This is a genomic window from Sinorhizobium mexicanum (assembly GCF_013488225.1).
GTDB lineage: Bacteria > Pseudomonadota > Alphaproteobacteria > Rhizobiales > Rhizobiaceae > Sinorhizobium > Sinorhizobium mexicanum.
Map to the genome: position 1 here is coordinate 1,690,454 of NZ_CP041241.1, position 22,088 is coordinate 1,712,541.

Sequence of the window (22,088 nt, forward strand, 5' to 3'; positions counted from 1 at the left end):
GCGGCTGGGCGGTAAGGCTTGCACTTGTTAGGAAGGGGCCGTCATGCTGCGTATATACGCCGCCGCGAAGGCGTTTCGTGACAATTTCCTCGAGTGGCCACCGCTGTCGCGGAAGGGCCAAGCAGCCAAATCCTCCGGAAAAATGCTTTGGGCGATTGCAGAAGCCGCTCTCGATATCGGTCGGCGGCGCCTGACGACAGCTGCTCGCAGCGCTCAAAAATGCTCAGCGCTCTACCTTGTAGACCTCGGGTCGGCGGCGATCGCGCTCGCCTTGGCGTTGGTGCTGCGCTATGGCATCGCCGGCCTCAGCGCCCGACCGGATACCACCGTCGTTCTGATGTGGTCGGGCCTGCAATATGTGGCAATCTGCGCCTTCGTCTTCCCGCTGTCCGGTTTGTACAGCCGAAACTGGAAATACGGCTCCATTTCGGATCTGTTCACGATTCTGCGCGCAGCCTTGCTGACGTCCTTGCTGCTTGTCTCGCTGCTGTTCTTTTCGACGCGTCTCAGCGAGATCCCGAGAACCGTCGTCCCGCTGCAATCGCTGCTGCTGATTGCCTGCCTCGCCGCCTCTCGCCTGAGCTTTCGCGCGGATGAGATTTCGCTGGCGCGACCGGCTTTCAGGATTGCGCGCAATGGCGCGGGAAAGGCGGACCACCGCATACCGCTGCTGATCGTCGGGGCGGGTGACGCGGCCGATCTCTATCTGCGGGCCCTCGCTCGGGATCCAAACACCACATACTTGCCGGTGGCCTGCCTCGACAAGACTGCCGACCACATCGGCATGACGCTTCGCGGCGTTCCGATTGCCGGCCGGATCGAGGATTTCGAGAATGTCGTGTGCGAACTGCAACGGGTGAACCGGCAGCCGCGGCACGTCGTCTTCACCGAAGCGCCTTCGACGTTCGGGGACGCAGCATCCGACGAACTGTTGAAATCGGCCGAGAGGCTGGGGATCGCGGTGTCACGCCTGTCTCAGATGACGGAGCTCAAGCGTGCGAAAACGGAAAATCCCTACGAGCTTCGATCGATCGAATTGACCGACCTTCTGGAGCGTCCGCAGGCGGCGCTCGACAAGGAGGCCATTCGGCGTCTCGTCAGCGGACGGCGCGTATTGATAACCGGAGCCGGTGGGTCGATCGGCAGTGAGTTGACCTCCCAGATAGCCGCCTGCGCGCCAGCGGAGATCGTGCTGATCGACAACACCGAATACAATCTCTACGCGATCGACATGACGCTCAGCGAGAATTTCGCGACCGTCCCCCGCTTCAGCTATCTTTGCAGCGTCAGACGGAGCCAGCGCGTCGATGAAATCTTCGACAGGCACAGGCCGGAACTGGTGTTCCATGCGGCTGCCTTGAAACATGTACCGATGGTGCAGATGAATCCGTGCGAAGGCGTGCTGACCAACGTCATCGGAACGATGAACGTTGCCAATGCGGCGAAGAAATTCGGCACGCTTGCAATGGTTCAGATCTCGACCGACAAGGTTGTGAATTCGACAAGCGTCATGGGTGCCACCAAGCGCCTGGCGGAACTTTACTGTCAGGCGCTCGACCTGGACGGCGTCAAAACCGCCAAGGGTCCGCGTTTCATGACCGTGCGCTTCGGAAACGTCCTCGGATCGAGCGGTTCGCTGATCCCGCTTTTCAAACGGCAGCTTGCCCGTGGTGGCCCGCTGACCGTCACCGACCCCTGCATGACACGCTTCTTCATGACCATTCGCGAAGCGGTCGAATTGACGTTGCAGGCCTCTGCATATGGCTTTGAAAAGCAGCTCGGCCAAGGGGAAATCTTCGTTCTCGACATGGGCGAGCCGATCAAGATCATCGATATCGCCCGTCGCATGATCCAGTTGGCAGGGTTCACGCCCGATCGCGAGATCGAGATCAAGATCATCGGATGCCGGCCGGGAGAGAAGCTCTTCGAGGAACTGTTCGACGAAACGGACAAGCGCATCAATTCGCCGGTGCCGGGCGTCCTCGGGGCTGTTCCGGACCCGATACCCCTGCCGACGCTGAGCGATGCATTTACCCGGCTGCAGCGTCATGCCGAGCGGGGCAACGAGAAGGGCCTGAAGGCGGTCATGCGCGAGTTGCTTCCCCGCTATGAGCCGGAACCGGTGCACACGAACGGCCATCCGCTCCAGGAGCGTACGCCACTTCGCCGGAATTTCGCGAAGGGAGGTCCGCGGCGCAACGGCTACGACAAGGGCGCGCGCAAGGAGCTTGGCCTGCCGGGATCTTGAACCGATAAGCCGCGAAATCTGGCCTGCTATCGCGCGCAATGCGTGGCTCGCGTCGAGCGGCAAGACGTAGGTCAGGATGAGCGGTCGTACGAGGCGCAGAGCTGCAACATTGTTTGTGGTCTGATAGCAGGCCGAGCGCGGAGACTGGGATGCACAACCGAACTCCATCACTCCAGGCTGGCGACACATGTCGCTCGATGCAGTTCCCCGCGGCGTCACGAAGAAGCTCTTGCGGGGGACGGCCTTGAACCCGACCATGTCTACTTCGCGCCCCTACGTTGAACGCGGCGACATCCGGCTCGCCTTCCCCGCCGACTCCTGCCACGCGCGACAGGAGCCAGCGCAGAAGCGCGTGATAGCGGTCGTTGCGAGCCTGACGGCTTCGCTGACGAATTTCCGGCTGGAGCTGCTGAAGAGATTGGTCAAGGCCGGACATGAGGTCGTTGCCTTTGCTCCGGAAAACGACGAACGCGTCGAACGGCACCTCGCGCAGCTCGGCGTCCGTTTCGTGCAGATCCCGATGGCTCGCACCGGACTCAATCCTCTGGATGACCTGCGCACGCTTTGGTCGCTGAGGCAACATTTCAAGCGGCTGAAGCCGGACGTGATCCTGCCCTATACGATGAAGCCGATCATCTACGCGGGGATTGCCGCCCGGATGCTCGGGATCAAGGACCGCTGCTTCCTCGTCACCGGCCTCGGGCATGTCTTTTCGAACGAGACACCCGCCACGTTGAAGTCGAGCCTGGTCAGGCATTTGTGCGTCCGGCTGTACCGCATTGCCTTCCGCGGCGCGAAGGCCGTATTCGTCTACAACGAGGCCGATCGCGCAGACATTTGCAAATACCAGATGCTCGACAGCACTGCCGTGCTCAGTCTGATCCCGGGATCGGGGGTCGACCTCGAGCATTTCGCTTTTTCGTCGCCACCTCAGCGCGGACCGGTCTTTCTTCTCGTCGCTCGCCTTTTGCGCGACAAGGGTATCGTGGAGTATGTCGAGGCGGCCCGGATCGTGCGTCGCACCTTCCCGGACGCGAAATTCCAACTGCTCGGCAGCTTCGACAGCAATCCGGCCGCCATATCCCGTGACGAGATCGACGGATGGGTCCGCGAAGGCATCTTGGACTACCTCGGATATACGCAGGACGTGCGTCCTTACCTCGCGGGGTGCAGCGTCTTCGTTCTGCCCTCCTATTACCGGGAGGGCATTCCACGAAGCATACTCGAGGCCCTCGCAACCGGCCGGCCGATCGTCACGACCGACTTGCCGGGCTGCCGCGACACGGTGCAGCCCGGCGTGAACGGATTGGTCGTCAAACCTCGGGATCCGCTCGGCCTGGCCGAAGCCATGTCGGTGTTTGCCCGCAATACGAGACTGGCCGCGGAAATGGGCCGGCAATCGCGCTACATCGCGCAAGCCCGGTTTGACGTCCATATGGTCAACCAGATGCTGCTCGATCGCATGCGTCTGGACTGAACCTGGGCTGTCCCAGTGCCGCCGCTGCCCCCTCGCCCCTGGTACGCCAAAGCCCGATTGGACCTCTCCGGATGGCCCGGTCCGCCAAGCCGAACGAGCCAGCTTCCGAGGAGCGAACCCGCTGCGCCAACAAGGTCGCCGCCATGATCATGCATGTCATCACCAATTTCACCGCCAGCGCAGGCGCGGAGACGATGCTGGCGCGACTGCTCAAGATCTCCTGCGATGAACGCATCATCGTTGCCTCTCTGCGTGGCATATCGGAACGGAACCGCGGTCTCGCCAACAATCCCAGGGTCGTTTACGCGCCGCTGGGGGCAGCGTCCTCCGCCGGCCTGCCCGGCGCCCTGGTCAAGCTTGCGAAACTGATCCGCAAGGAAGAACCCGACGTCATTCTGTGTTGGATGTATCACGCGATGATCGCCGGCACGATCGCGGCAGGAATCGCGCGCACCCGGGCGCCGGTGTTCTGGAATATTCGACAATCGCTCGACGATCCCGCTTGCCTGTCACGCAGTTCGCGCATCGCGATCGCTGCGGGCCGGCTGCTGTCAGCCAGGGCATCCGGCGTGATCTACAACAGTTCGCGCGCCCGTGACTTGCATGAGGCTTACGGCTATCGCAATCGCCACGTCGCGGTCATTCCAAACGGCTTCGAACTGCCGCCGCTCGTTTCCGGCGAGGCGACGTCTGCCAGGCGGATCGGTATCGCGGGGCGCTTCCACCCACAAAAGGACCACGCCACATTCTTCCGCGCGGCCGCTCGCGTGCTTGAGACGCACCCGCAGGCGACCTTTGCGGCCGCCGGCTTCGGGCTTTCCCGCGACAATCCGGAGGTCATGAGGATCATGACGGAAGCAGGGCTTCCGCCGCAGTCGGTGGATCTCAGAGGCGAGGTCTCCGATATGGCCGGCTTTTACCGCGGCATTGATCTCCTGGTCCTGTCATCCAGGACCGAGGGCTTCCCCAACGTCATCGCCGAGGCGATGAGCTATTCCAAACCGATCGTCACCACGAATGTCGGTGATGCCGCCGTCGTCGCGGGAAACGCTGGAATCGCCGTGCCGGCTCGCAATCCCGAAGCCCTCGCCGAGGCGATGTGCGCAATCCTCGATCTCTCCCCTAATGAATATGCGCGCTATGCTCGCAACGCCCGCGAACGCATCGAGAGTGAATACACGCTCGCCGCGATCGAACGAAAATATTCAAGTTTCCTAGGAGCTTACAAATAGCTCTGGCGCCGAGTTATGACAATAAAACGCCGGCGAAGGAACATTAGACCGCCACCCAAAAAGGTAACTCCCCTTGCCGCCAATTCCGATAATCGGTTGAATCCGCGATATAAATTTCGCGTTTTACCGGATGTTCAAATTTTTCCTTAATCAGATCAACGCCATACTATTTAGATCGGTCGCGGGACACCTTTGTGCCTTATTCCGACTTTACCCGCTCCCCCCGCTAACAGCTAGAGGAGTTATTTATGGCTATCAACGGAACCAGCGCGGCTAACAAGCTCTATGGCACGAATTCCGTGGACACCATCAATGGATACGATGGTGACGACTTCATTTGGGGTTACGCCGGAAACGATTACCTCGACGGTGGTGCCGGCAACGACACTTTCTACGGTGGGCTCGGTAACGACTTCTTCAAAATGTCGATCGGCAACGATTTCGCCGACGGGGGCGACGGCAATGACAGCTTTGACGGCGGTGCCGGCGACGACAGATTTCTCGGCGGCCTCGGAAACGACATCCTCGAGGGTGGTGACGGCCACGACATCATGGAAGGCGGCGACGGCCACGATCATTTCCAGGGCGATGCTGGCAACGACAAGATCTACGGTGGCGCTGGTGAGGAATGGATCGACGCCGGCCTCGGCGACGACATCATTTATGCTGGCGACGGCAATGACGGCTTCAACAACCGCATCGACCCCGCCACCGGCAAGATGACCCAGCAGGCCGTCAGCGGTGGCGCCGGCAATGATACGATCTACGGCGAAGCCGGCGATGACGCCCTGAAGGGCCAGTCGGGTAACGACCGGGTCTACGGCGGCATCGGCCACGACAAGGTCGACGGCGGCGATGGCAACAACTATCTCGACGGCGGCGACGGCAATGACGTCCTCGATTCCGAGATCGGCATCGACGAGGCCCATGGCGGAAACGGCAACGACAAGATCGAAGTCGGCGGCGGAAACGATGTGGCGTACGGCGATGCCGGCGACGACAACATCAGCGGCGAAGCCGGCGCCGACATCCTTTGGGGCGGCATTGGAAACGACCGTTTCTATGGCGGCGACGGCAATGACACCCTGCGCGGCGACGCCGGACAGGACACTCTCATCGGCGAAGCCGGCGCCGACACACTTTGGGGTGGTGCCGATGCCGACCGCTTCGCCTTCAAGGGAGCGGCCGCCTATTCCGGACAGGATACCGTCATGGACTTCCAGGACGGTGTTGATCGCCTCGTGCTCGAAAACCTCGGGATAACGAAGTATTCGAATTCAGGGGCGGCAGGTACCGTGTACGCCTATGAAACATCCGGCGGCGATATCCTGATCAAGGGACACGGCTCGGGCGGCACCATTTCGGTGCTTATCGACGATCCCTCCAACCACCTGAGCGTGTCGAACTTCAGCAGCGCGGACTTCGTTTTCGCGTAAGCCGACGTGCCCCGTAGCTGCATGGCTTCGCGCGTCGGCACCGATGCGGAACCAGGCAGCTGTTCTACTGCATGTTTCCTAAAATCGTAGCCGATTTAAGAACAAAAACATGCAGCAATTCAAAGGGCTACAGCGACCTTTGTGCGTCTGAAAAGACGCACGGCGCTGTAGAGCGTCCCGCTTTCAAGTGGCATCACGGAAAAACGTGAAAATCGGCTAGAATCAGAGTGTTAGAAAGCCGTGCGTGCGCACGAACGCACGGCTTTCTAAGTGTTGACGTGCGTGGAAAAGATCGCGGCCGATGGCGATTGGCTGCAGCTCTCGCCATAGCGGACAGCGACAGCTTCGCGCCGCCGAATGGGTCGTATCCCCTAAAGACCCATCCACCGTTCAAGCCAGGCATTGAACATCAGCACGGTCCAGAGCTGCGGTCCCCAGTCGCGGTTCCCTGAAAGATGCGCCTTCCAACGGTTCATTATTGGCTCCACCTTGAACATGCCGTCTCGGCGCATGCGGGATGGCGATAGCATGTCGCTGGCCCATTCACGCAATGGGCCGCGAAGCCACGCGTTCAACGGCACGCCGAAGCCTCGCTTGTTGGCGCTGATAAGCTTGTCAGGCAGCCGTCGCGACAGCAGTTTGCGCAGCGCCGGCTTGCTATGATTGTCTGCGAAGCAAAGTGTCCGCGGCGACCGCCAGGCCAATTCTATGAATCGATAATCAAGCAGCGGTGTCCGCATCTCGAGGCCGACCGCCATGGACGCGCGATCGATCTTCACGAGGATATTGTCGGGAAGATACGCGACCATGTCGCGAAACATCATTCTGTCCACCGAGCCGAGACCGCCTGGAATTCTCTTCGACGAGAACGCCGTGCTCGGTTCCTTTCCGCCAAGCACCACATCGGTTGGACGGGTCCATTGGGACACGAAGTTCAAATACCTGTCGTCCGGATCCTGGATTTGCAGCAGTTCCGCGAGCCTTCGGAGGCGACCGCCGGTCACCTCGTCCCGAAGCGGCGCGGCAATCATCGATCGACTAAGGCTTGATGCTATATCGAGCAACCAGTCCGGTGCGCCTTTTGCTGCGTGAAGGGCGACCGAAGGCATTGTCTTGGCAAGGCGATCGAATGCCATCATCTGCTGGTAGCGTTTGTAACCGCCGAAAAATTCGTCGCCGCCATCGCCGGAAAGTGCGACGGTCACGGTCTTTCGCGCGAGCTTTGCGACCATTAAGGTCGGAATTTGCGACGGATCGGCGAAAGGCTCGTCATAGATATCCGGCAAACTGGAAATGATTCCGAAGGCAGTTTCGGGCTCGGCCGTGATTTCCGTGTGGTCCGTCTTCAGATAACCCGCCACCGCCGCCGCCGCATCCGCCTCGTTGTAGTCCTCTTCGAGGAAGCGAACGGTGTAAGTGTTTACGGGCGTCGGCGACACTTCCTGCATCACCGCCGACACCAGGGACGAGTCGATGCCGCTCGATAGCAAGACGCCGACCGGCACATCGGAGACGATGCGTTCGCGAACAGCTGCCTTCAGGGTGTTGTCGAGAAGCAGCAAGGCCTCTTCCGCAGACTCGATCCGATCGGCATAGCCTCGCTCCACGACCTCGAAGGCATCCCAATAAGGCCGGACCGATCCCAAGGCAGCAGCCATGGAGAGCGGTGGTTCATCAACGGAAATGCTCAGCCAGCAGCCAGGCGGCAGTTTGAAGATGCCCCGGTATATCGTATAGGGCGTCGGCACGTAATTGTGCCGGAGATAAAGCGCCAGGGCATCGCGATCCAATTCCGGATGGGCAAAGGATGGATGCTTTCTGAGACTCTTCAGTTCAGACCCGAAGGCGACAGCGCCGTCGTGCACGCCTATGTAAAGCGGCTTTTCTCCCATTCGATCGCGTGCAAACAGGACCTTTCGCTCTACCTTGTCATAAAGAGCGAAGGCGAACATGCCGTTGCAGCGGCGCAATGCACCTTCCAAGCCATAGATCTCGACAGCCTCCAGCAGGATTTCGGTGTCGGAGTGTCCGCGAAAGCGGGAGCCGCGTGCCTCCAGTTCATCACGCAGTTCGAGAAATCCGTAGACCTCGCCGTTGTAGACAATGGAGTATCGGCCGCTGGCGGATTGCATCGGCTGGGCCCCTAACGGGGAGAGGTCGATGATCGACAATCGGCGGTGACAAAGCCCGACGCGGTTGTCCTGATCGAGCCAAATGCCCGCATCATCGGGGCCGCGATGCGCCAGGGCAAACGCCATCTGCCGCAAGATAGCGACCAATTCCTCGCGGTGACCGCGCCTGTAATTTATCAGCCCTGCAAGTCCGCACATCGCAAGTACTTCAAGAACGTGGCCATCAATGCGCCGATCAAGTTGGGATCTCGTGTGGCAGGTAACGGGCTGTCACCGACTGGGTGAGTCCCTCCTGGCCAAATAAGCATTTCGTTGAAAGAAAACCGAAAGCGCGCCGTCAACTCTCGCACGAATGAAAATAGCCTTTGAGCGATCGGGTTGACACTCATCCAAATGTCGGTGCTTTCGAAAATTCGTATCAGCACCAAACTCTAATGCGAAAGTTCTTCGAGGCGTCGATGATCTTAAAGCCCGAGACTGAACGAAGCCTTTCACCTCGTCAACGCAAAAGTTGCCGGAGCACTACCGCCAATTGCGCCGCGCCGTTGACCTGGCGACAAAAATCATTCCGCGGGGCGCCTAAAAAGCGCACGCCGCTGCGACCGATCGGAGATGCGAAGCCATCACCGTGTCTTGCGGAGCGGGCCTCACAGTACCGAGGGATTTTCCGCCCAGGCAATGAAATGTGGATTCGCGAAATCACAGTCATCCGCCTGCATCCTCTTGCCATAGGCCAGCTGTGAGCCGTTCAGGCGGACGACCGAACCGCCCGCAGCCCTGAGGACCGCGTCGCCGGCGGCCGTGTCCCACTCCATCGTGCGGCCAAAGCGCGGATAGACATCGGCCTTGCCTTCGGCAACCAGGCAGAACTTCAGCGAAGACCCGATGGACATGCAGTCCTTGACGCCGTGCCCGACCAGAAATGCCTCGGTTTCGGAGCTGTTGTGCGAGCGGCTGGCAACGGCCGTCAGCACTGCGCCCCTTGGCCTGACCCTTATCGGCTCCCGTTTCTCGATCGTACCGCCTTGGCCGAAAAGCAGCTTCTCAGCCCTGCCATTGGCTGCCACATAGGCACAGCGCTGGGCCGGCGCGTAGACGATGCCTGCAACCGGGACGTCTCGCTCTATCAGCGCGATATTGACGGTGAAGTCGTTCCTTCGATTGATGAACTCCTTCGTGCCGTCCAGGGGATCGACCAGAAAGAAGGAACCGCCGCTGATGTCGGGAACGCTGCCGCAGGAAACCGCTTCTTCCGCGATCACCGGGACAAGGGGGAACAATCGTGAGAGCCGTTCGAGAATGATGACTTCGGCCCTTTCGTCCGCCTCGGTGACGGGCGACTGATCGGCCTTGTAGCAAACATTGGGACCGGCGTCGTAGACGCCAAGGATCGCCTCGCCGGCATCGATGGCGATGCGCTCGAGCACCTCACACAAGGACGTCATTTCTCCTCCGTCATCTGGTCGAGATATTCCTCGATCTTGAGGGCCAGCGAGATCGGCTCGTGGCCAACCGTGTGAAGATGCAGTTCCGGATTTTCGGGGGCCTCATAGGGCGAAGAAATGCCGGTGAAATTCGTAATCTTGCCCGCCAGCGCCTTTTCATAGAGGCCCTTCGGATCGCGGCGTGCGCATTCTTCCAGGGGGGTATCGACGAATATCTCGATGAACTCGCCCTTTTCCATCAGTTCGCGCGCCATCCGCCGTTCGTCGCGGAACGGAGAAATGAAGGATACGAGCACGATCAGGCCGGCATCCGCCATGAGCTTCGCCACTTCCGCCACGCGGCGGATGTTTTCCACCCGATCCTCGTCGGTGAAGCCAAGGTCCCGATTGAGACCGTGGCGCACATTGTCGCCGTCCAGCAGGTAGGTATGCTTGCCACGCGCATGCAGAACCTTGTCGAGGGCATTGGCGATCGTCGATTTTCCCGAACCGGAGAGCCCGGTGAACCAGAGGACCGCGGGCCGCTGGTTCTTCATCGCGCTGCGTGCGCCCTTGTTGACGTCCGTCGCCTGCCAATGGACGTTGTCGGCGCGACGCAGCGGGAAATCGATCATCCCTGCACCGACCGTCGCATTTGAAATCCGGTCGACAATTATGAAGTTCCCCGTCGTCCGGTCGTCCTTGTATGCGTCAAAGACGATCGGCGCCTGGGTCGAGATATTGCAGACGCCGATTTCGTTCATCTGCAGGGACTTCGCCGCCTCGCGCACGAAACTGTTGATGTTGACCTGGTGCTTGAGCGCGGTAACGGTCGCATTCACGCTGTCCGTCTCCGTGCGCAGGATATAGCTTCGCCCGGGGATCATCGGGCTCGGATCGAACCAGATCATGTGGGCCTGGAACTGATCGGCGACGAAGGGTCGGGCGCCCGGCGCGGCCAACATGTTGCCGCGGGAGACCTCGACGTCGTCCGAAAGCACCAGCGTGACCGCCTCGCCTTCCACGGCCTTCTCAACTTCGCCGTCATAGGTCACGATGCTCCTGATCGAGGTACGCTGCCCCGATTTGGCGACGATCACCTGGTCGCCGACCGAAATCTTGCCGGACGCTATCTGCCCCGCATATCCCCGGAAGTTCGCGTCGGGCCGCATGACCAGTTGAACGGGAAAGCGGAACGGCTTCTGCGCCTCCTGGCGATCGAAGTCGATCGTTTCGAGATATTCGAGAAGGGCGGCACCCTGGTACCAGGGCGTCTTCTCCGAGTTCGCGATGACGTTATCGCCATAGCGCGCCGAGATGGGTATCGGCTTGATGCTCTGAAAGCCAAGTTCGCGCGCAAAGTGCAGATAGTCTTCCGCTATCCCCTCGAACACCGTCTGGCTGTAGCCCACAAGGTCGATCTTGTTCACTGCCAGCACGACATGGCGGATGCCGAGCAGCGACGCAATGTATGAGTGGCGTCGTGTTTGCGAGAGAACCCCCTGGCGGCTGTCGATCAGCAGCACCGCAAGAGCCGCGGTCGAGGCCCCGGTGACCATGTTGCGGGTATATTCTTCGTGTCCCGGAGTGTCGGCCACGATGAACTTGCGCTTCGAGGTCGAAAAATAACGATAGGCCACATCGATGGTGATGCCCTGCTCGCGTTCGGCCTCGAGACCGTCCAGGAGAAGGGCGAGATCAATGTCGTCACCGTTCGCGCTGCGCTGCGCGCCGACGCGCCCCAGATTGGCAAGCTGGTCCTCATAGACCAGCTTCGCATCGAACAGCAGCCGGCCGATCAATGTCGACTTGCCGTCATCCACCGAACCGCAGGTTATAAATCGAAGGATCGACTTGTTGTCCTGGTCGGCCAGGTGCGCCTGGATGTCGAGCGGCGCAAGAGTAGGAAGATAGGACATCAGAAGTAGCCCTCCCGCTTCTTCTTCTCCATCGCGCCGGCCTCGTCCCGGTCGATGAGCCGGCTCTGTCGCTCGGAGGTGCGCACCGTCAGCATCTCGCGCAATATGTCGGCGACGGTCGCGGCTTCCGACTCGATCGCGCCCGTGAGCGGATAGCAGCCGAGCGTGCGGAAGCGCACAAGCCGTTCGGTCACGCTCTCCTCCGGCTGAAGAGGCATGCGATCGTCGTCGACCATGATCAGCATGCCATCACGCTCAACCACCGGGCGTCTCGCCGCAAAATAAAGCGGCACGATCGGTATGTCCTCGGTCATGATGTATTGCCAGATGTCGAATTCGGTCCAATTCGAAAGCGGAAACACCCGCATCGTCTCGCCCGGACGAATGCGCGTATTGTAGGTTTTCCAAAGTTCGGGACGCTGGTGTTTGGGATCCCAGCCGTGCTGGCCATTGCGGATCGAGAATATGCGCTCCTTGGCGCGCGACTTCTCTTCGTCGCGCCGGGCGCCCGCGAGCGCTGCATCAAATCCGTATTTGTCGAGCGCCTGCCGCAAGGCAACCGTCTTCATGATGTGCGTGTGAATATTCGACCCGTGCGAAAATGGTCCGATGCCCTGGTCCAAGCCGTCCTGATTGGTATGGACCAGAAGATCGAAGCCGCGCTCCTTCGCCATCCTGTCGCGAAATTCGATCATTTCGCGAAACTTCCATGTGGTGTCCACATGGAGGAAAGGGAAAGGTGGCTTGGACGGAAAAAACGCCTTCATCGCCAGATGCAACAAGACCGAAGAGTCTTTTCCGATAGAATAAAGTACAACCGGATTTGAAAACGTCGCAACAACTTCCCGAATGGCGTGAATTGCTTCAGCTTCAAGTCGCCGAAGATGGGAAAGAGACATATCGCAATCCCTCTATCAAAATTTAAATTTTTATACGTGCAATGATTAAGTAAGCCGCGCTTGAAGGCATCGGTGGTCTAAATGTTTAATTGATTGCAACCGGCAAAAATAAGGCCGGAGCATTACGATGGAGCATTTAAACGCTATATCGCTAATATTTCAAGCATCACGAAAGATGATTCTCGTCAGCTACCTTCGGCTAGAAGCCTTTTCCCAGCGCGCTGACCGCCCGAGGATTGCCCCTGCTTGATCCCATGGAGGGGAAGCGATCCGCTGCGGTGATATCTGAAGCGCGAGGCGCTACGCTGGCGATCCCGGCCAGCAACACACCTGCCGGTTCAGACTGCACCCGCGATGCGCGTCTTCAGGATTGCGGAAAAACGAGGGTCAAAAGTCCGGCTGATCGGCTCCGCGGCGGCACCGATCGCCACGGCCCAAGGGTCGGTAAAGCCCAGTTGCAGGCGCGGCATGCTTCTTGCGCGATGCTCGGCGATCGAAGGCAGCAACGGATGGATGGCCTCGATCAGCAGGCGGGCGAGGCCCGGCGGCATGCCGCCGCACAGGACAATGGTTTGCGGATCGAAAATGCTCTCCAGCGCCTGAATGGCAGCCTGCAGTTCGAATGCCACGTCTTCGACCCAGGCGGTGACGCGTGCGTCCGGTCCGCCCGCGATCTCGTCGATCCGGCGATAAAGATCCGGATCGGCCGGATCAAGGCCAAGGATCTTGCTCAGCGACGCAATGGAAGCCCGGTGTTCGAGCGGCGCTCGCTCGATGCCGGACGCCGCGCGCGGCTGGCTCAAGATCATGCCGATCTCGCCGGCATTGCCGTTGGCGCCGCGATAGAGCTCGCCATTGAGGATCAGCCCGGCGCCGAGGCCATAGCCAAGGTAGATGCAGATCGCCTGGTCGACGCCGTGCGCCGCGCCGACCATCTTCTCGGCCGTCGCGGCTGCGGCTGCGTCGTTCTGCAAACGCACGTCGAGACCGGTGCCGACCGATAGTGTTTCCAGGAGAGGAAAGTTCTGCCAGGCCGCCATCATCCAGGGATCGTCGGCGTCCGCCTCGATGCCGAACGGCCCGGGCATGGCAACGCCGAGGCCGACGAAGCGGTCCCTCGACTGCGGCGCGATCCCTGTCAGGTCGCGGCGCGTCCTGGCAATCAAGTCCAGAATGGTCGCGACACCCGTCGCCGGGCCACCGGCAGGCAGGTTCGCCTCGCCGCGTGCGAGCACAGTGCCGATCAGATCGACCGCGATCGTGCGCGTGACATGCCGGTCTATCTGCAGGCCGATCGCGAAGGCGCCTTCGGGAACAAGCCGGTAAGGCGTCGACGGCTGCCCCCGGCCCCTGCGCACGGCGGCGAGAGACGTGACCAGGCCGTCGCTTTCGAGCTCCTCGATAATGTTCGATACGGTCTGTTTGGTGAGCGCCGTCGCCCGCGCCAAATCGGCGCGCGACAATTGCCCGTTCAACCGCAAAGCGTCGATCATCACGCGGCGGTTGTGCGCGCTGGTCCCTTCCTGATTGGTCCCGCTCTTGGCCCGGATGGGGCGCATCTCGTTCATCCACAAATCCCGCTTGACACTGTTAGAATATTGGCGAAGAAATAAGTCAAGACAATTGACTTATTGAGGGGTCGCAAGAACCTCGGGGGAACGAAGGCGACGGTGATATGCTGTCGCAAACGCTCCGATTGATTTGTCGACGGCCGCCGCGCTACTGCATGTTTCCTTAAATCGTAGCCGATCTAAGGGTAAAAACATGCAGCAATGCAAAGTGCTACAGCGTCCTTTGCGCGTTTGACGCGCGGCGCTGCAGTGGCGGGTTCTTCGCATCCGGTGCGCCGATGCGCCGCGCCGGGAACTGAAAACGATCGGTTATTGGAGGCAACAATGTTGAAATCGACGCGCAATGCACTGCTCGGCGCTGCCCTTGTCGGAATATCCTTCAGCGGCCAGGCTTATGCGGAAACGACGCTGAACGCGCTGTTCATGGCTCAGGCCGCCTATAGCGAGGCCGATGTTCGCGCCATGACGGAAGCCTTCACCAAGGCCAACCCGGATGTAAAGGTCAACCTCGAATTCGTCCCCTATGAAGGACTGCACGACAAGACCGTGCTGGCGCAGGGCTCCGGCGGCGGTTACGACGTCGTCCTGTTCGACGTCATCTGGCCAGCCGAATACGCCACCAACAAGGTGTTGGTCGATGTTACCGACCGCATCACCGACGACATGCAGAAAGGTGTCCTGCCGGGTGCCTGGACCACGGTCGAGTACGACGGCAAGCGCTATGGCATGCCGTGGATCCTTGATACCAAATATCTGTTCTACAACAAGGAGATCCTGGAAAAGGCCGGCATCACCGCGCCGCCGAAGACCTGGGACGAGCTTGCCGAACAGGCAAAGACGATCAAGGACAAGGGACTGCTCGCAACACCCATCGCCTGGAGCTGGTCGCAGGCCGAAGCCGCGATCTGCGATTATACGACGCTGGTCAGCGCCTATGGCGGCAAGTTCATCGACGGCGGCAAGCCCGCCTTTACCACCGGCGGCGGTCTCGATGCACTGAACTACATGGTTTCGAGCTACACCTCCGGCATCACCAATCCGAACTCCAAGGAATTCCTGGAGGAGGACGTGCGCAAGGTGTTCCAGAACGGCGAGGCGGCCTTCGCGCTCAACTGGACCTATATGTACAACCTCGCCAATGACCCCAAGGAGAGCAAGGTTGCCGGCAAGGTCGGCGTCGTGCCGGCTCCGGGCGTCGCCGGTAAGAGCGAGGTTTCGGCCGTCAACGGCTCGATGGGCCTCGGCATCACCTCGACCAGCCAGCATCCGGACGAAGCATGGAAATACATCGTCCACATGACCTCTCAGCCGACGCAGAACGCCTATGCGAAGCTCAGCCTGCCGATCTGGGCCTCGTCCTACGAGGACGCCAACGTGACGAAAGGCCAGGAAGAACTGATCGCGGCAGCCAAACGCGGCCTCGCGGCGATGTATCCGCGGCCGACGACGCCGAAATATCAGGAGCTCTCGACTGCCCTGCAGCAGGCTATCCAGGAAGCACTGCTCGGGCAGACTTCCGCCGAAGACGCCTTGAAGACGGCTGCCGAGAACAGCGGCCTCTGAATAGGCGAAATCTCGTTCCGGGCGGCCCGGCCGCTCGGAACGTGAACGAAGCCCGCGGCTTCTTCGAATCCTCGGCATGGCCGAGCCATAATGAATCGCATGAACGGCCCGGACGGCCGCAAGGGTCCTCATCCGATGCCCGGTACCTGGATAACAACGCGCGCCTGGCTTTTGATGCTGCCGCTGCTCATGGTCATGATCGCCGTCATCGGATGGCCATTGGTCGACACGGTGCGGCTCTCCTTCACCGACGCCAAGCTTGTCGGCACCGCTGGCGGTTTCGTCGGCCTCGACAACTACGCAAAAATGCTCGGCGGGTCGAACTTCCGGCGGGCGCTGATCACGACCACCTGGTTTGCGGTCGTGTCCGTCGCCGCCGAAATGGTGCTCGGGGTGCTCGCCGCGCTGCTGCTCAACCAGCAATTTCGCGGCCGCACGGCGCTCAGAGCCTTGATGATCCTGCCCTGGGCGCTGCCGACGGTGGTCAACGCCACGCTCTGGCGATTGATCTACAATCCGGAATACGGCGCCCTCAACGCCGCACTTACCCAGATCGGGCTTATCGACAGCTATCGCTCCTGGCTCGGCGAGCCTGGCTTGGCTCTCACCGCACTGATCGTCGCCGATTGCTGGAAGAATTTTCCGCTGGTGGCGCTGATCGCGCTCGCCGCGCTTCAGGCCGTTCCCCGCGACATCACCGCGGCAGCGCTTGTCGACGGCGCTGGCCCGGTCAATCGCTTTCGCTACGTGATCATGCCCTATCTCGCGGGCCCCTTGCTGGTGGCCTTGGTGCTGCGCACGATCGAGGCGTTCAAGGTCTTCGACATCATCTGGGTGATGACGCGCGGCGGACCGGCAAACAGCACGCGCACGCTCTCGATCCTCGTCTATCAGGAGGCCTTCTCCTTTCAGCGGGCAGGCTCCGGGGCATCACTCGCGCTCATCGTCACGCTGCTCGTGACCCTTCTCGCGGTTGCCTATGCGGCGCTGCTTCGCAAGGCCGCGGGAGCATCGTGATGGAACGCCAGAACCCGCTCTTCACCGCCTTCGTCTATGTGAGCGCGCTGCTGCTTGCGATCGTCATCCTGGCGCCGCTCGCCTGGCTCTTCGTCATGAGCATCTCGTCGGCCGCGGACCTTTCCGCCAAGCCGCTCAACTGGTGGCCGGACGAAATCGATCTTTCGCGCTACCGTGCCCTGCTTTCTACGGTCGAGAACAGTGCCGGCGCCGCCTTCGTCGCCTCGCTGTTCAACAGCCTGAAGGTCGCCGGCATGGCGACGCTGGCCGCGGTTGCCGTCGCCATTCCTGCCGCCTGGGCGGTTTCGCGAACGCCTACCGTCTCCTGGTCGCTCTATGCGGTGATCGCCACCTATATGCTGCCGCCCGTCGCGCTCGCGGTGCCGCTCTATATGGGGCTGGCCTATCTCGGCCTGCTCAATTCCGTCTTCGGCCTGGCGCTCGTCTATCTCACCATCCTCGCACCCTTCACCACCTGGTTGCTGAAATCGGGCTTCGATTCCATACCAAGGGAAATCGAGAGCGCCGCGATGATCGACGGCGCACGGCTCGACCAGATCCTGCGCCTGCTGACGCTACCGCTTGCCGCCCCGGTGATGGCGACCTCCGCGCTCTTCGCCTTTCTGCTCGCCTGGGACGAATTCTTCTACGCGCTGCTCTTCACCTCCGACCTGCGCGCCAAGACGCTTACCGTCGCCATTGCGGACCTCGCCGGCGGCCGTGTCTCCGACTACGGATTGATCGCTACTGCCGGTGTGCTTGCCGCCCTGCCCCCGGTGCTGATCGGTCTCGTAATGCAACGGGCCCTGATTTCCGGGCTCACAAGCGGCGGCGTCAAAGGATGATCATGAAGGCTTCCAAGCAAAGGCCCGCCGGGCTCATCGCGATCGACAAGGAAATGGCGCGCCAGCATGCCGATGCCATCACCTCCTATGGACAGTCGGCGACGCCGGCGCAGAAGATTGCCACGTCGCTGAAATCGACGGGTCGCCTACTCCTGTTGGGCATGGGCGGGTCGCACGCCGTCGGTCGCGCCGTCGAACCGCTCTACCGGGCGCTCGGCATCGAGGCCGTGGCACTGCCGCTTTCCGAACAGCTGGGCCAGCCGCTGGCAATCAAGGGAAAGACCGTTCTGATCACCTCCCAATCGGGCGAAAGCGCCGAGGTGCTGCGCTGGTTCAAGGAGACGAATGGCACACCGGATACGTTCGGCCTGACGCTGGAAGGCAATTCGTTTCTGGCGCGCACCGCGCCATCGCTCATCGGCGCCGGTGGCACGGAACAGGCCTTCGCGGCAACCCGCAGCCTGACGATCAGTTTTGCGCTGCACCTTTCGGTCCTTGCCGCCCTCGGTGATGAACCGGCCGGCGCGCTTCAAGCCCTTCGCGAGCCGGAAACCCCGGCGATTGACGATGCGCTTGACGCGCTCGCCGGAGTGCGCGCCGTGGTTACTTCCGGCCGCAGACTGCAGGGCCTTGCCGAGGCGATCGGGCTCGGTCTCACCGAACTGGCGCGCATACCCTGCTTCTCGCTCGAGGGCGGACAACTTCGCCACGGCCCCATGGAAATGCTCGGCCCGGATGTCGGCGTCGTGCTTTTCCGCGCCGCCGATCCGACGGCAGGTCTCGTCGCCGCGATGGCGACCTCCGCGGCAGAGGCGGGCTCCCCGGTGGTCGTGTTCGATGCCTCCGGTGAGCCGCCGGTCGAAAGGACCACGACAATCCGCTTCCGGCGGGCCGCAGGCCTGGCGGCCATCTTTGCCATGCTACCCGTCGCGCAGTCGCTGATGCTCGCCTTTGCCGATGCGCGCGTCGACAATGCCGGCACGCCGGTACGCTCCACCAAGATCACCCGGAGCGAGTGACGCCATGCGCCCGCTTGCAGTCATCGGCAACGTCAACATCGACCTGATCCTCGGGCCGGCCGAGCCGTGGCCGAAGGCTGGCACGGAAATCATTGTCGATCATGACGAGTTGCGCGTCGGCGGTTGCGCCGGCAACAGCGCGCTTGCGTGGGATTCGCTCGGCGTCGACTACGCGATTGCCGCGAATGTCGGCAACGACCAGTTCGGCATCTGGCTGAAGGATGCCTTCGGCGGGCGGGCGCGGGAATGGCCCGTCGAAGCCGTGGGCACGACGCTGTCGGTCGGGATCACCCACCCGGACGGCGAGCGCACATTCTTCACCACGCGCGGCCACCTGCCGCTCTTCAGCTTCGACGAGGTCCGCACGATGCTTGACGGCGAACGTCTTCGCGGCGGATGTGCGCTGCTCGCCGGCTCATTCCTGACCGACGCGCTGACGCATGCCTATGACGCGTTCTTCGACTGGGCCGACGCGCATGACATTGCGGTCGCGCTCGACACCGGCTGGCCGCTCGAGGGCTGGACCGAGGCGAACAAGCGCAAGACTCTCGACTGGCTGAAACGCTGCCATTGCGCGCTCTTCAACGAAGTCGAGACGACGACGCTGACCGGAGAGACCGACCCCGGCGAGGCCGCTCGCCACCTGAAGGCACGGATGCCTTCCGAAGCGATCGTCGTCGTCAAGCGCGGACCCCATGGTGCGCTTGCCCTAGACCAGACCGGAGCCCAGTTCTCGGTTCCCGCGCCTCGTGTGAACGTCGTCGACACGATCGGCGCCGGCGATGTCTTCAACGCCGGTTTCCTGGCCGCACTTACCGCGGATTTACCGCTCGAACAGTGTCTCGGGGTCGGCGTCACTGTCGCATCCGAAGCCATCTCCACGTTACCGCGCAGCTATGGCAAGCCCCTTTCGGCCTTCCTTGAGGAGACCAGGACATGAGCGCACTCGAAATCCGCGACATCCACAAGCGCTATGGCGAGGTGGAAACGCTGAAGGGCATCGACATCGCGCTTGAAAGCGGCGAGTTCCTGGTGCTCCTGGGCTCGTCCGGCTGCGGCAAGTCGACCCTCCTGAACATCATCGCCGGGCTTGCGGAGCCAAGCGGCGGTGACGTCCTTATCGGCGAACGCTCGATCCTGGGCTTGCATCCCAAGGATCGGGACATCGCCATGGTGTTCCAGTCCTACGCGCTCTATCCAAACATGAGCGTCGCCCGCAACATCGGCTTCGGCCTCGAGATGCGCAAGGTGCCGGCGGCCGAGCGCGAGAGGGCAGTGCGCGACACGGCTCGGCTGCTTCAGATCGAAAATCTTCTCGACCGCAAGCCGAGCCAGCTTTCCGGCGGCCAGCGCCAGCGTGTTGCCATCGGCCGGGCGCTGGTGCGCAGTCCGCAGGTCTTTCTTTTCGACGAGCCGCTGTCGAACCTCGACGCCAAGCTGCGTATGGAGATGCGCACCGAACTGAAGCGCCTGCATCAGATGCTGAAGACGACCGTTGTCTACGTGACCCATGACCAGATCGAGGCGATGACGCTTGCGACGCGCGTTGCCGTCATGCGCGACGGCCGGATCGAACAGCTCGGTACGCCGGAGGAAATCTACGACCGGCCGACAACCCTTTATGTCGCCGGCTTCGTCGGTTCGCCACCGATGAACATTCTCGACGCGGACGTTGTCGGTAACGCTCTCAGGCTCGTTGGCTCGGAGGAGACGCTACCGCTGCCGGCGGATCTCAAAAATACTGCGGCGGAGGACCGGCGCGTCAAAGTCGGCATTCGCCCGGAAGCGTTGCGGCTCGCAAGCGCCGACGCATCGGCTCCCGGCATCAAGGCGCAGGTCGAGGTCGTGGAACTGACCGGGCCGGAACTGGTCACGACGGCAAAGCTCGGCGAACAGCGTATCACCGCCTGCCTTCCGCCGCGCACGCGTTTTGGGACCGGTTCGCAGCAGCTCTTCTCCTTCGATGAGGCGGCGCTGCATCTGTTCGATCCCGAGAGCGGCCGGTCTCTGCGGCCTGCATGAAGGCGGCTCGGGATGAGCTGGAAACGACGCAATTCCGAACGAAAATTGTTTGACACTTTTCCTGGAATTGCTCCAAGTTCGCCACAACCCATGATTTGCCGTAGATCGTCTGAATTCACGCAATTCCGGACGGAAAACCGTTACACACCTTTCCTGGAACTGCTCTAGAGGAAACCTGCCGCATGACCCTGCCGATCGAAACGCCCGCGGTGCTGGTTGACATCGCGATCGCCCGCCGCAACATCCGCGCGTTCCAGGACTACGCGGATCGCCACGGCATTCGGGTGCGGCCGCACATAAAGACGCACAAGCTCCCGCAGATGGCCGAGTTGCAGCTCGAAGCCGGAGCGGTCGGTATAACCTGCCAGAAGGTCACCGAGGCCGAGGCGATGGTCGAGGGCAGCCCGCAGATCAAGGACGTGCTGATCACCTACAACATTCTCGGAGCGGAAAAGCTGGCGCGCCTCGCGGAGCTCAACAAACGCGTGACGCTCAGCGTAGTCGCCGACAACCCGACCGTCATCGACGGCCTGTCGGGCCGTTTCGCCCGCGAAGCCGAACCGTTGACAGTGCTTGTCGAATGCAACACCGGGGCCGATCGCTGCGGCGTGGCGACACCGGCCGAGGCAGCAGGCCTCGCCCGGCGCATAGCCGATGCGCCCGGCTTGCACTTCGGCGGACTGATGACCTATCCGCCGGCCGGAGGAACGGAAGGCGTTCAGGCCTTCATGAGCGAGGCGAAGCGACTGATCGAAGCGGACGGCATCGACGTCCCGACCATTACCTCCGGCGGCACCCCGAGCATGATGGAAGCGGCTGGTGCTTCCGTCGCGACCGAACACCGTCCGGGAACCTATATCTACAACGATCGTTCGCTCGTCGCCCGCGGTGTTGCGACATGGGACGATTGCGCGCTGACGGTGCTTGCGACCGTCGTCTCGGTTCCGGCCGAAAACAGGGCGATCATCGATGCCGGCAGCAAGGTCCTGACTTCCGACCTTCTCGGCCTTACCGGCTACGGCCATGTGCTCGGACGCGACGACATCAGGATCGACCAGCTTTCGGAAGAGCACGGCAGGCTCGTCTCCGACGGTCCGATCAAGCTGAAGGTCGGCGAAAAGCTGCGCATCGTCCCGAACCACGCCTGCGTGGTGACCAACATGGTCGATGCGGTGCATATTGTCGAAGGCAATCAGGCGAAGGCGATCTGGCCCATTATCGCGCGCGGCCGCGTTCTCTGACCGCTCCCGCGAATGCTCAACTCTTTTACGTTGAGCTTCGCGT

At 61.5% G+C, this 22,088-nt stretch carries 17 protein-coding genes; 12 read left to right on the forward strand and 5 right to left on the reverse strand.

Annotated features, from left to right (window positions below; all coding sequences use genetic code 11):
• Positions 1 to 142: 142 nt before the first annotated feature.
• From FKV68_RS31835 to FKV68_RS31850, 4 genes are all read left to right on the forward strand, one after another.
• Complete coding sequence (locus tag FKV68_RS31835) at positions 143 to 2,248, forward strand: polysaccharide biosynthesis protein (protein ID WP_245181834.1); 2,106 nt, start codon at positions 143 to 145, stop codon at positions 2,246 to 2,248.
• 187 nt (positions 2,249 to 2,435) lie between these two features.
• A complete protein-coding gene (locus FKV68_RS31840) occupies positions 2,436 to 3,725 on the forward strand; it encodes a glycosyltransferase family 4 protein (protein ID WP_245181811.1) in 1,290 nt (429 codons plus the stop codon).
• A gap of 143 nt (positions 3,726 to 3,868) precedes the next feature.
• Complete coding sequence (locus FKV68_RS31845; RefSeq protein ID WP_180943989.1) at positions 3,869 to 4,957, forward strand: glycosyltransferase; 1,089 nt, start codon at positions 3,869 to 3,871, stop codon at positions 4,955 to 4,957.
• Positions 4,958 to 5,205: 248 nt separating this feature from the next.
• Positions 5,206 to 6,393 carry a calcium-binding protein gene (locus FKV68_RS31850; RefSeq protein ID WP_180942881.1) on the forward strand — a complete coding sequence of 396 codons (1,188 nt, stop codon included), beginning with the start codon at positions 5,206 to 5,208 and terminating at the stop codon, positions 6,391 to 6,393.
• A gap of 371 nt (positions 6,394 to 6,764) precedes the next feature.
• Here the strand turns inward: FKV68_RS31850 and asnB are convergent, their stop codons facing one another.
• Positions 6,765 to 8,672 carry an asparagine synthase (glutamine-hydrolyzing) gene (gene asnB / locus FKV68_RS31855; RefSeq protein WP_246452793.1) on the reverse strand — a complete coding sequence of 636 codons (1,908 nt, stop codon included), beginning with the start codon at positions 8,670 to 8,672 and terminating at the stop codon, positions 6,765 to 6,767.
• Here asnB and FKV68_RS33505 point away from each other — a divergent pair.
• Positions 8,571 to 8,810 (forward strand): hypothetical protein, encoded by a 240-nt coding sequence (locus FKV68_RS33505; protein WP_246452799.1) that lies wholly within the window; start codon positions 8,571 to 8,573, stop codon positions 8,808 to 8,810. The genes asnB and FKV68_RS33505 overlap by 102 nt on opposite strands.
• Positions 8,811 to 9,172: 362 nt before the next feature.
• On the opposite strand, the gene cysQ is transcribed toward FKV68_RS33505, so the two are convergent.
• From cysQ to FKV68_RS31875, 4 genes are all read right to left on the reverse strand, one after another.
• Entirely contained in the window at positions 9,173 to 9,970 is a 798-nt protein-coding gene (gene cysQ / locus FKV68_RS31860; protein WP_180942883.1) for a 3'(2'),5'-bisphosphate nucleotidase CysQ, read from the reverse strand.
• Complete coding sequence (gene nodQ, locus FKV68_RS31865; protein WP_180942884.1) at positions 9,967 to 11,868, reverse strand: bifunctional sulfate adenylyltransferase/adenylyl-sulfate kinase NodQ; 1,902 nt, start codon at positions 11,866 to 11,868, stop codon at positions 9,967 to 9,969. The genes cysQ and nodQ overlap by 4 nt, the downstream gene beginning before the upstream one ends.
• A complete protein-coding gene (cysD, locus tag FKV68_RS31870) occupies positions 11,868 to 12,767 on the reverse strand; it encodes a sulfate adenylyltransferase subunit CysD (RefSeq protein WP_180942885.1) in 900 nt (299 codons plus the stop codon). The genes nodQ and cysD overlap by 1 nt, the downstream gene beginning before the upstream one ends.
• 338 nt (positions 12,768 to 13,105) lie before the next feature.
• On the reverse strand, positions 13,106 to 14,335 hold the full coding sequence (locus tag FKV68_RS31875) for an ROK family transcriptional regulator (protein ID WP_180942886.1): 1,230 nt from the start codon (positions 14,333 to 14,335) through the stop codon (positions 13,106 to 13,108).
• A 327-nt stretch (positions 14,336 to 14,662) separates the two neighbouring features.
• On the opposite strand from FKV68_RS31875, the gene FKV68_RS31880 reads away from it, so the two are divergent.
• The 7 genes from FKV68_RS31880 to FKV68_RS31910 all read left to right on the forward strand — a co-directional run bounded on the left by FKV68_RS31880 (position 14,663) and on the right by FKV68_RS31910 (position 22,045).
• Positions 14,663 to 15,901, forward strand: a complete 1,239-nt coding sequence (locus tag FKV68_RS31880; protein ID WP_180942887.1) for an extracellular solute-binding protein — start codon at positions 14,663 to 14,665, stop codon at positions 15,899 to 15,901.
• A gap of 135 nt (positions 15,902 to 16,036) precedes the next feature.
• Positions 16,037 to 16,918 (forward strand): carbohydrate ABC transporter permease, encoded by an 882-nt coding sequence (locus tag FKV68_RS31885; RefSeq protein WP_180943990.1) that lies wholly within the window; start codon positions 16,037 to 16,039, stop codon positions 16,916 to 16,918.
• Positions 16,918 to 17,763, forward strand: a complete 846-nt coding sequence (locus FKV68_RS31890) for a carbohydrate ABC transporter permease (protein WP_180942888.1) — start codon at positions 16,918 to 16,920, stop codon at positions 17,761 to 17,763. Before FKV68_RS31885 ends, FKV68_RS31890 begins: the two co-directional genes overlap by 1 nt.
• Positions 17,760 to 18,782 (forward strand): SIS domain-containing protein, encoded by a 1,023-nt coding sequence (locus FKV68_RS31895; RefSeq protein WP_180942889.1) that lies wholly within the window; start codon positions 17,760 to 17,762, stop codon positions 18,780 to 18,782. Before FKV68_RS31890 ends, FKV68_RS31895 begins: the two co-directional genes overlap by 4 nt.
• Positions 18,783 to 18,786: 4 nt before the next feature.
• Entirely contained in the window at positions 18,787 to 19,722 is a 936-nt protein-coding gene (locus tag FKV68_RS31900; protein ID WP_180942890.1) for a carbohydrate kinase family protein, read from the forward strand.
• Complete coding sequence (locus FKV68_RS31905) at positions 19,719 to 20,804, forward strand: ABC transporter ATP-binding protein (RefSeq protein WP_180942891.1); 1,086 nt, start codon at positions 19,719 to 19,721, stop codon at positions 20,802 to 20,804. Before FKV68_RS31900 ends, FKV68_RS31905 begins: the two co-directional genes overlap by 4 nt.
• Positions 20,805 to 20,986: 182 nt before the next feature.
• Positions 20,987 to 22,045 (forward strand): D-TA family PLP-dependent enzyme, encoded by a 1,059-nt coding sequence (locus FKV68_RS31910; protein WP_180942892.1) that lies wholly within the window; start codon positions 20,987 to 20,989, stop codon positions 22,043 to 22,045.
• The last annotated feature ends 43 nt before the right edge of the window (positions 22,046 to 22,088 follow it).

Excerpts from the sequence above, each read along its gene's own strand:
- FKV68_RS31835 (WP_245181834.1), top strand. The coding sequence starts at position 143 with ATGCTTTGGGCGATTGCAGAAGCCGCTCTCGATATCGGTCGGCGGCGC.
- FKV68_RS31840 (WP_245181811.1), top strand. The coding sequence starts at position 2,436 with ATGTCGCTCGATGCAGTTCCCCGCGGCGTCACGAAGAAGCTCTTGCGG.
- FKV68_RS31845 (WP_180943989.1), top strand. The coding sequence starts at position 3,869 with ATGATCATGCATGTCATCACCAATTTCACCGCCAGCGCAGGCGCGGAG.
- FKV68_RS31850 (WP_180942881.1), top strand. The coding sequence starts at position 5,206 with ATGGCTATCAACGGAACCAGCGCGGCTAACAAGCTCTATGGCACGAAT.
- cysQ (WP_180942883.1), bottom strand. The coding sequence starts at position 9,970 with ATGACGTCCTTGTGTGAGGTGCTCGAGCGCATCGCCATCGATGCCGGC.
- nodQ (WP_180942884.1), bottom strand. The coding sequence starts at position 11,868 with ATGTCCTATCTTCCTACTCTTGCGCCGCTCGACATCCAGGCGCACCTG.
- cysD (WP_180942885.1), bottom strand. The coding sequence starts at position 12,767 with ATGTCTCTTTCCCATCTTCGGCGACTTGAAGCTGAAGCAATTCACGCC.
- FKV68_RS31875 (WP_180942886.1), bottom strand. The coding sequence starts at position 14,335 with ATGAACGAGATGCGCCCCATCCGGGCCAAGAGCGGGACCAATCAGGAA.
- FKV68_RS31880 (WP_180942887.1), top strand. The coding sequence starts at position 14,663 with ATGTTGAAATCGACGCGCAATGCACTGCTCGGCGCTGCCCTTGTCGGA.
- FKV68_RS31885 (WP_180943990.1), top strand. The coding sequence starts at position 16,037 with ATGCCCGGTACCTGGATAACAACGCGCGCCTGGCTTTTGATGCTGCCG.
- FKV68_RS31890 (WP_180942888.1), top strand. The coding sequence starts at position 16,918 with ATGGAACGCCAGAACCCGCTCTTCACCGCCTTCGTCTATGTGAGCGCG.
- FKV68_RS31895 (WP_180942889.1), top strand. The coding sequence starts at position 17,760 with ATGATCATGAAGGCTTCCAAGCAAAGGCCCGCCGGGCTCATCGCGATC.
- FKV68_RS31900 (WP_180942890.1), top strand. The coding sequence starts at position 18,787 with ATGCGCCCGCTTGCAGTCATCGGCAACGTCAACATCGACCTGATCCTC.
- FKV68_RS31905 (WP_180942891.1), top strand. The coding sequence starts at position 19,719 with ATGAGCGCACTCGAAATCCGCGACATCCACAAGCGCTATGGCGAGGTG.
- FKV68_RS31910 (WP_180942892.1), top strand. The coding sequence starts at position 20,987 with ATGACCCTGCCGATCGAAACGCCCGCGGTGCTGGTTGACATCGCGATC.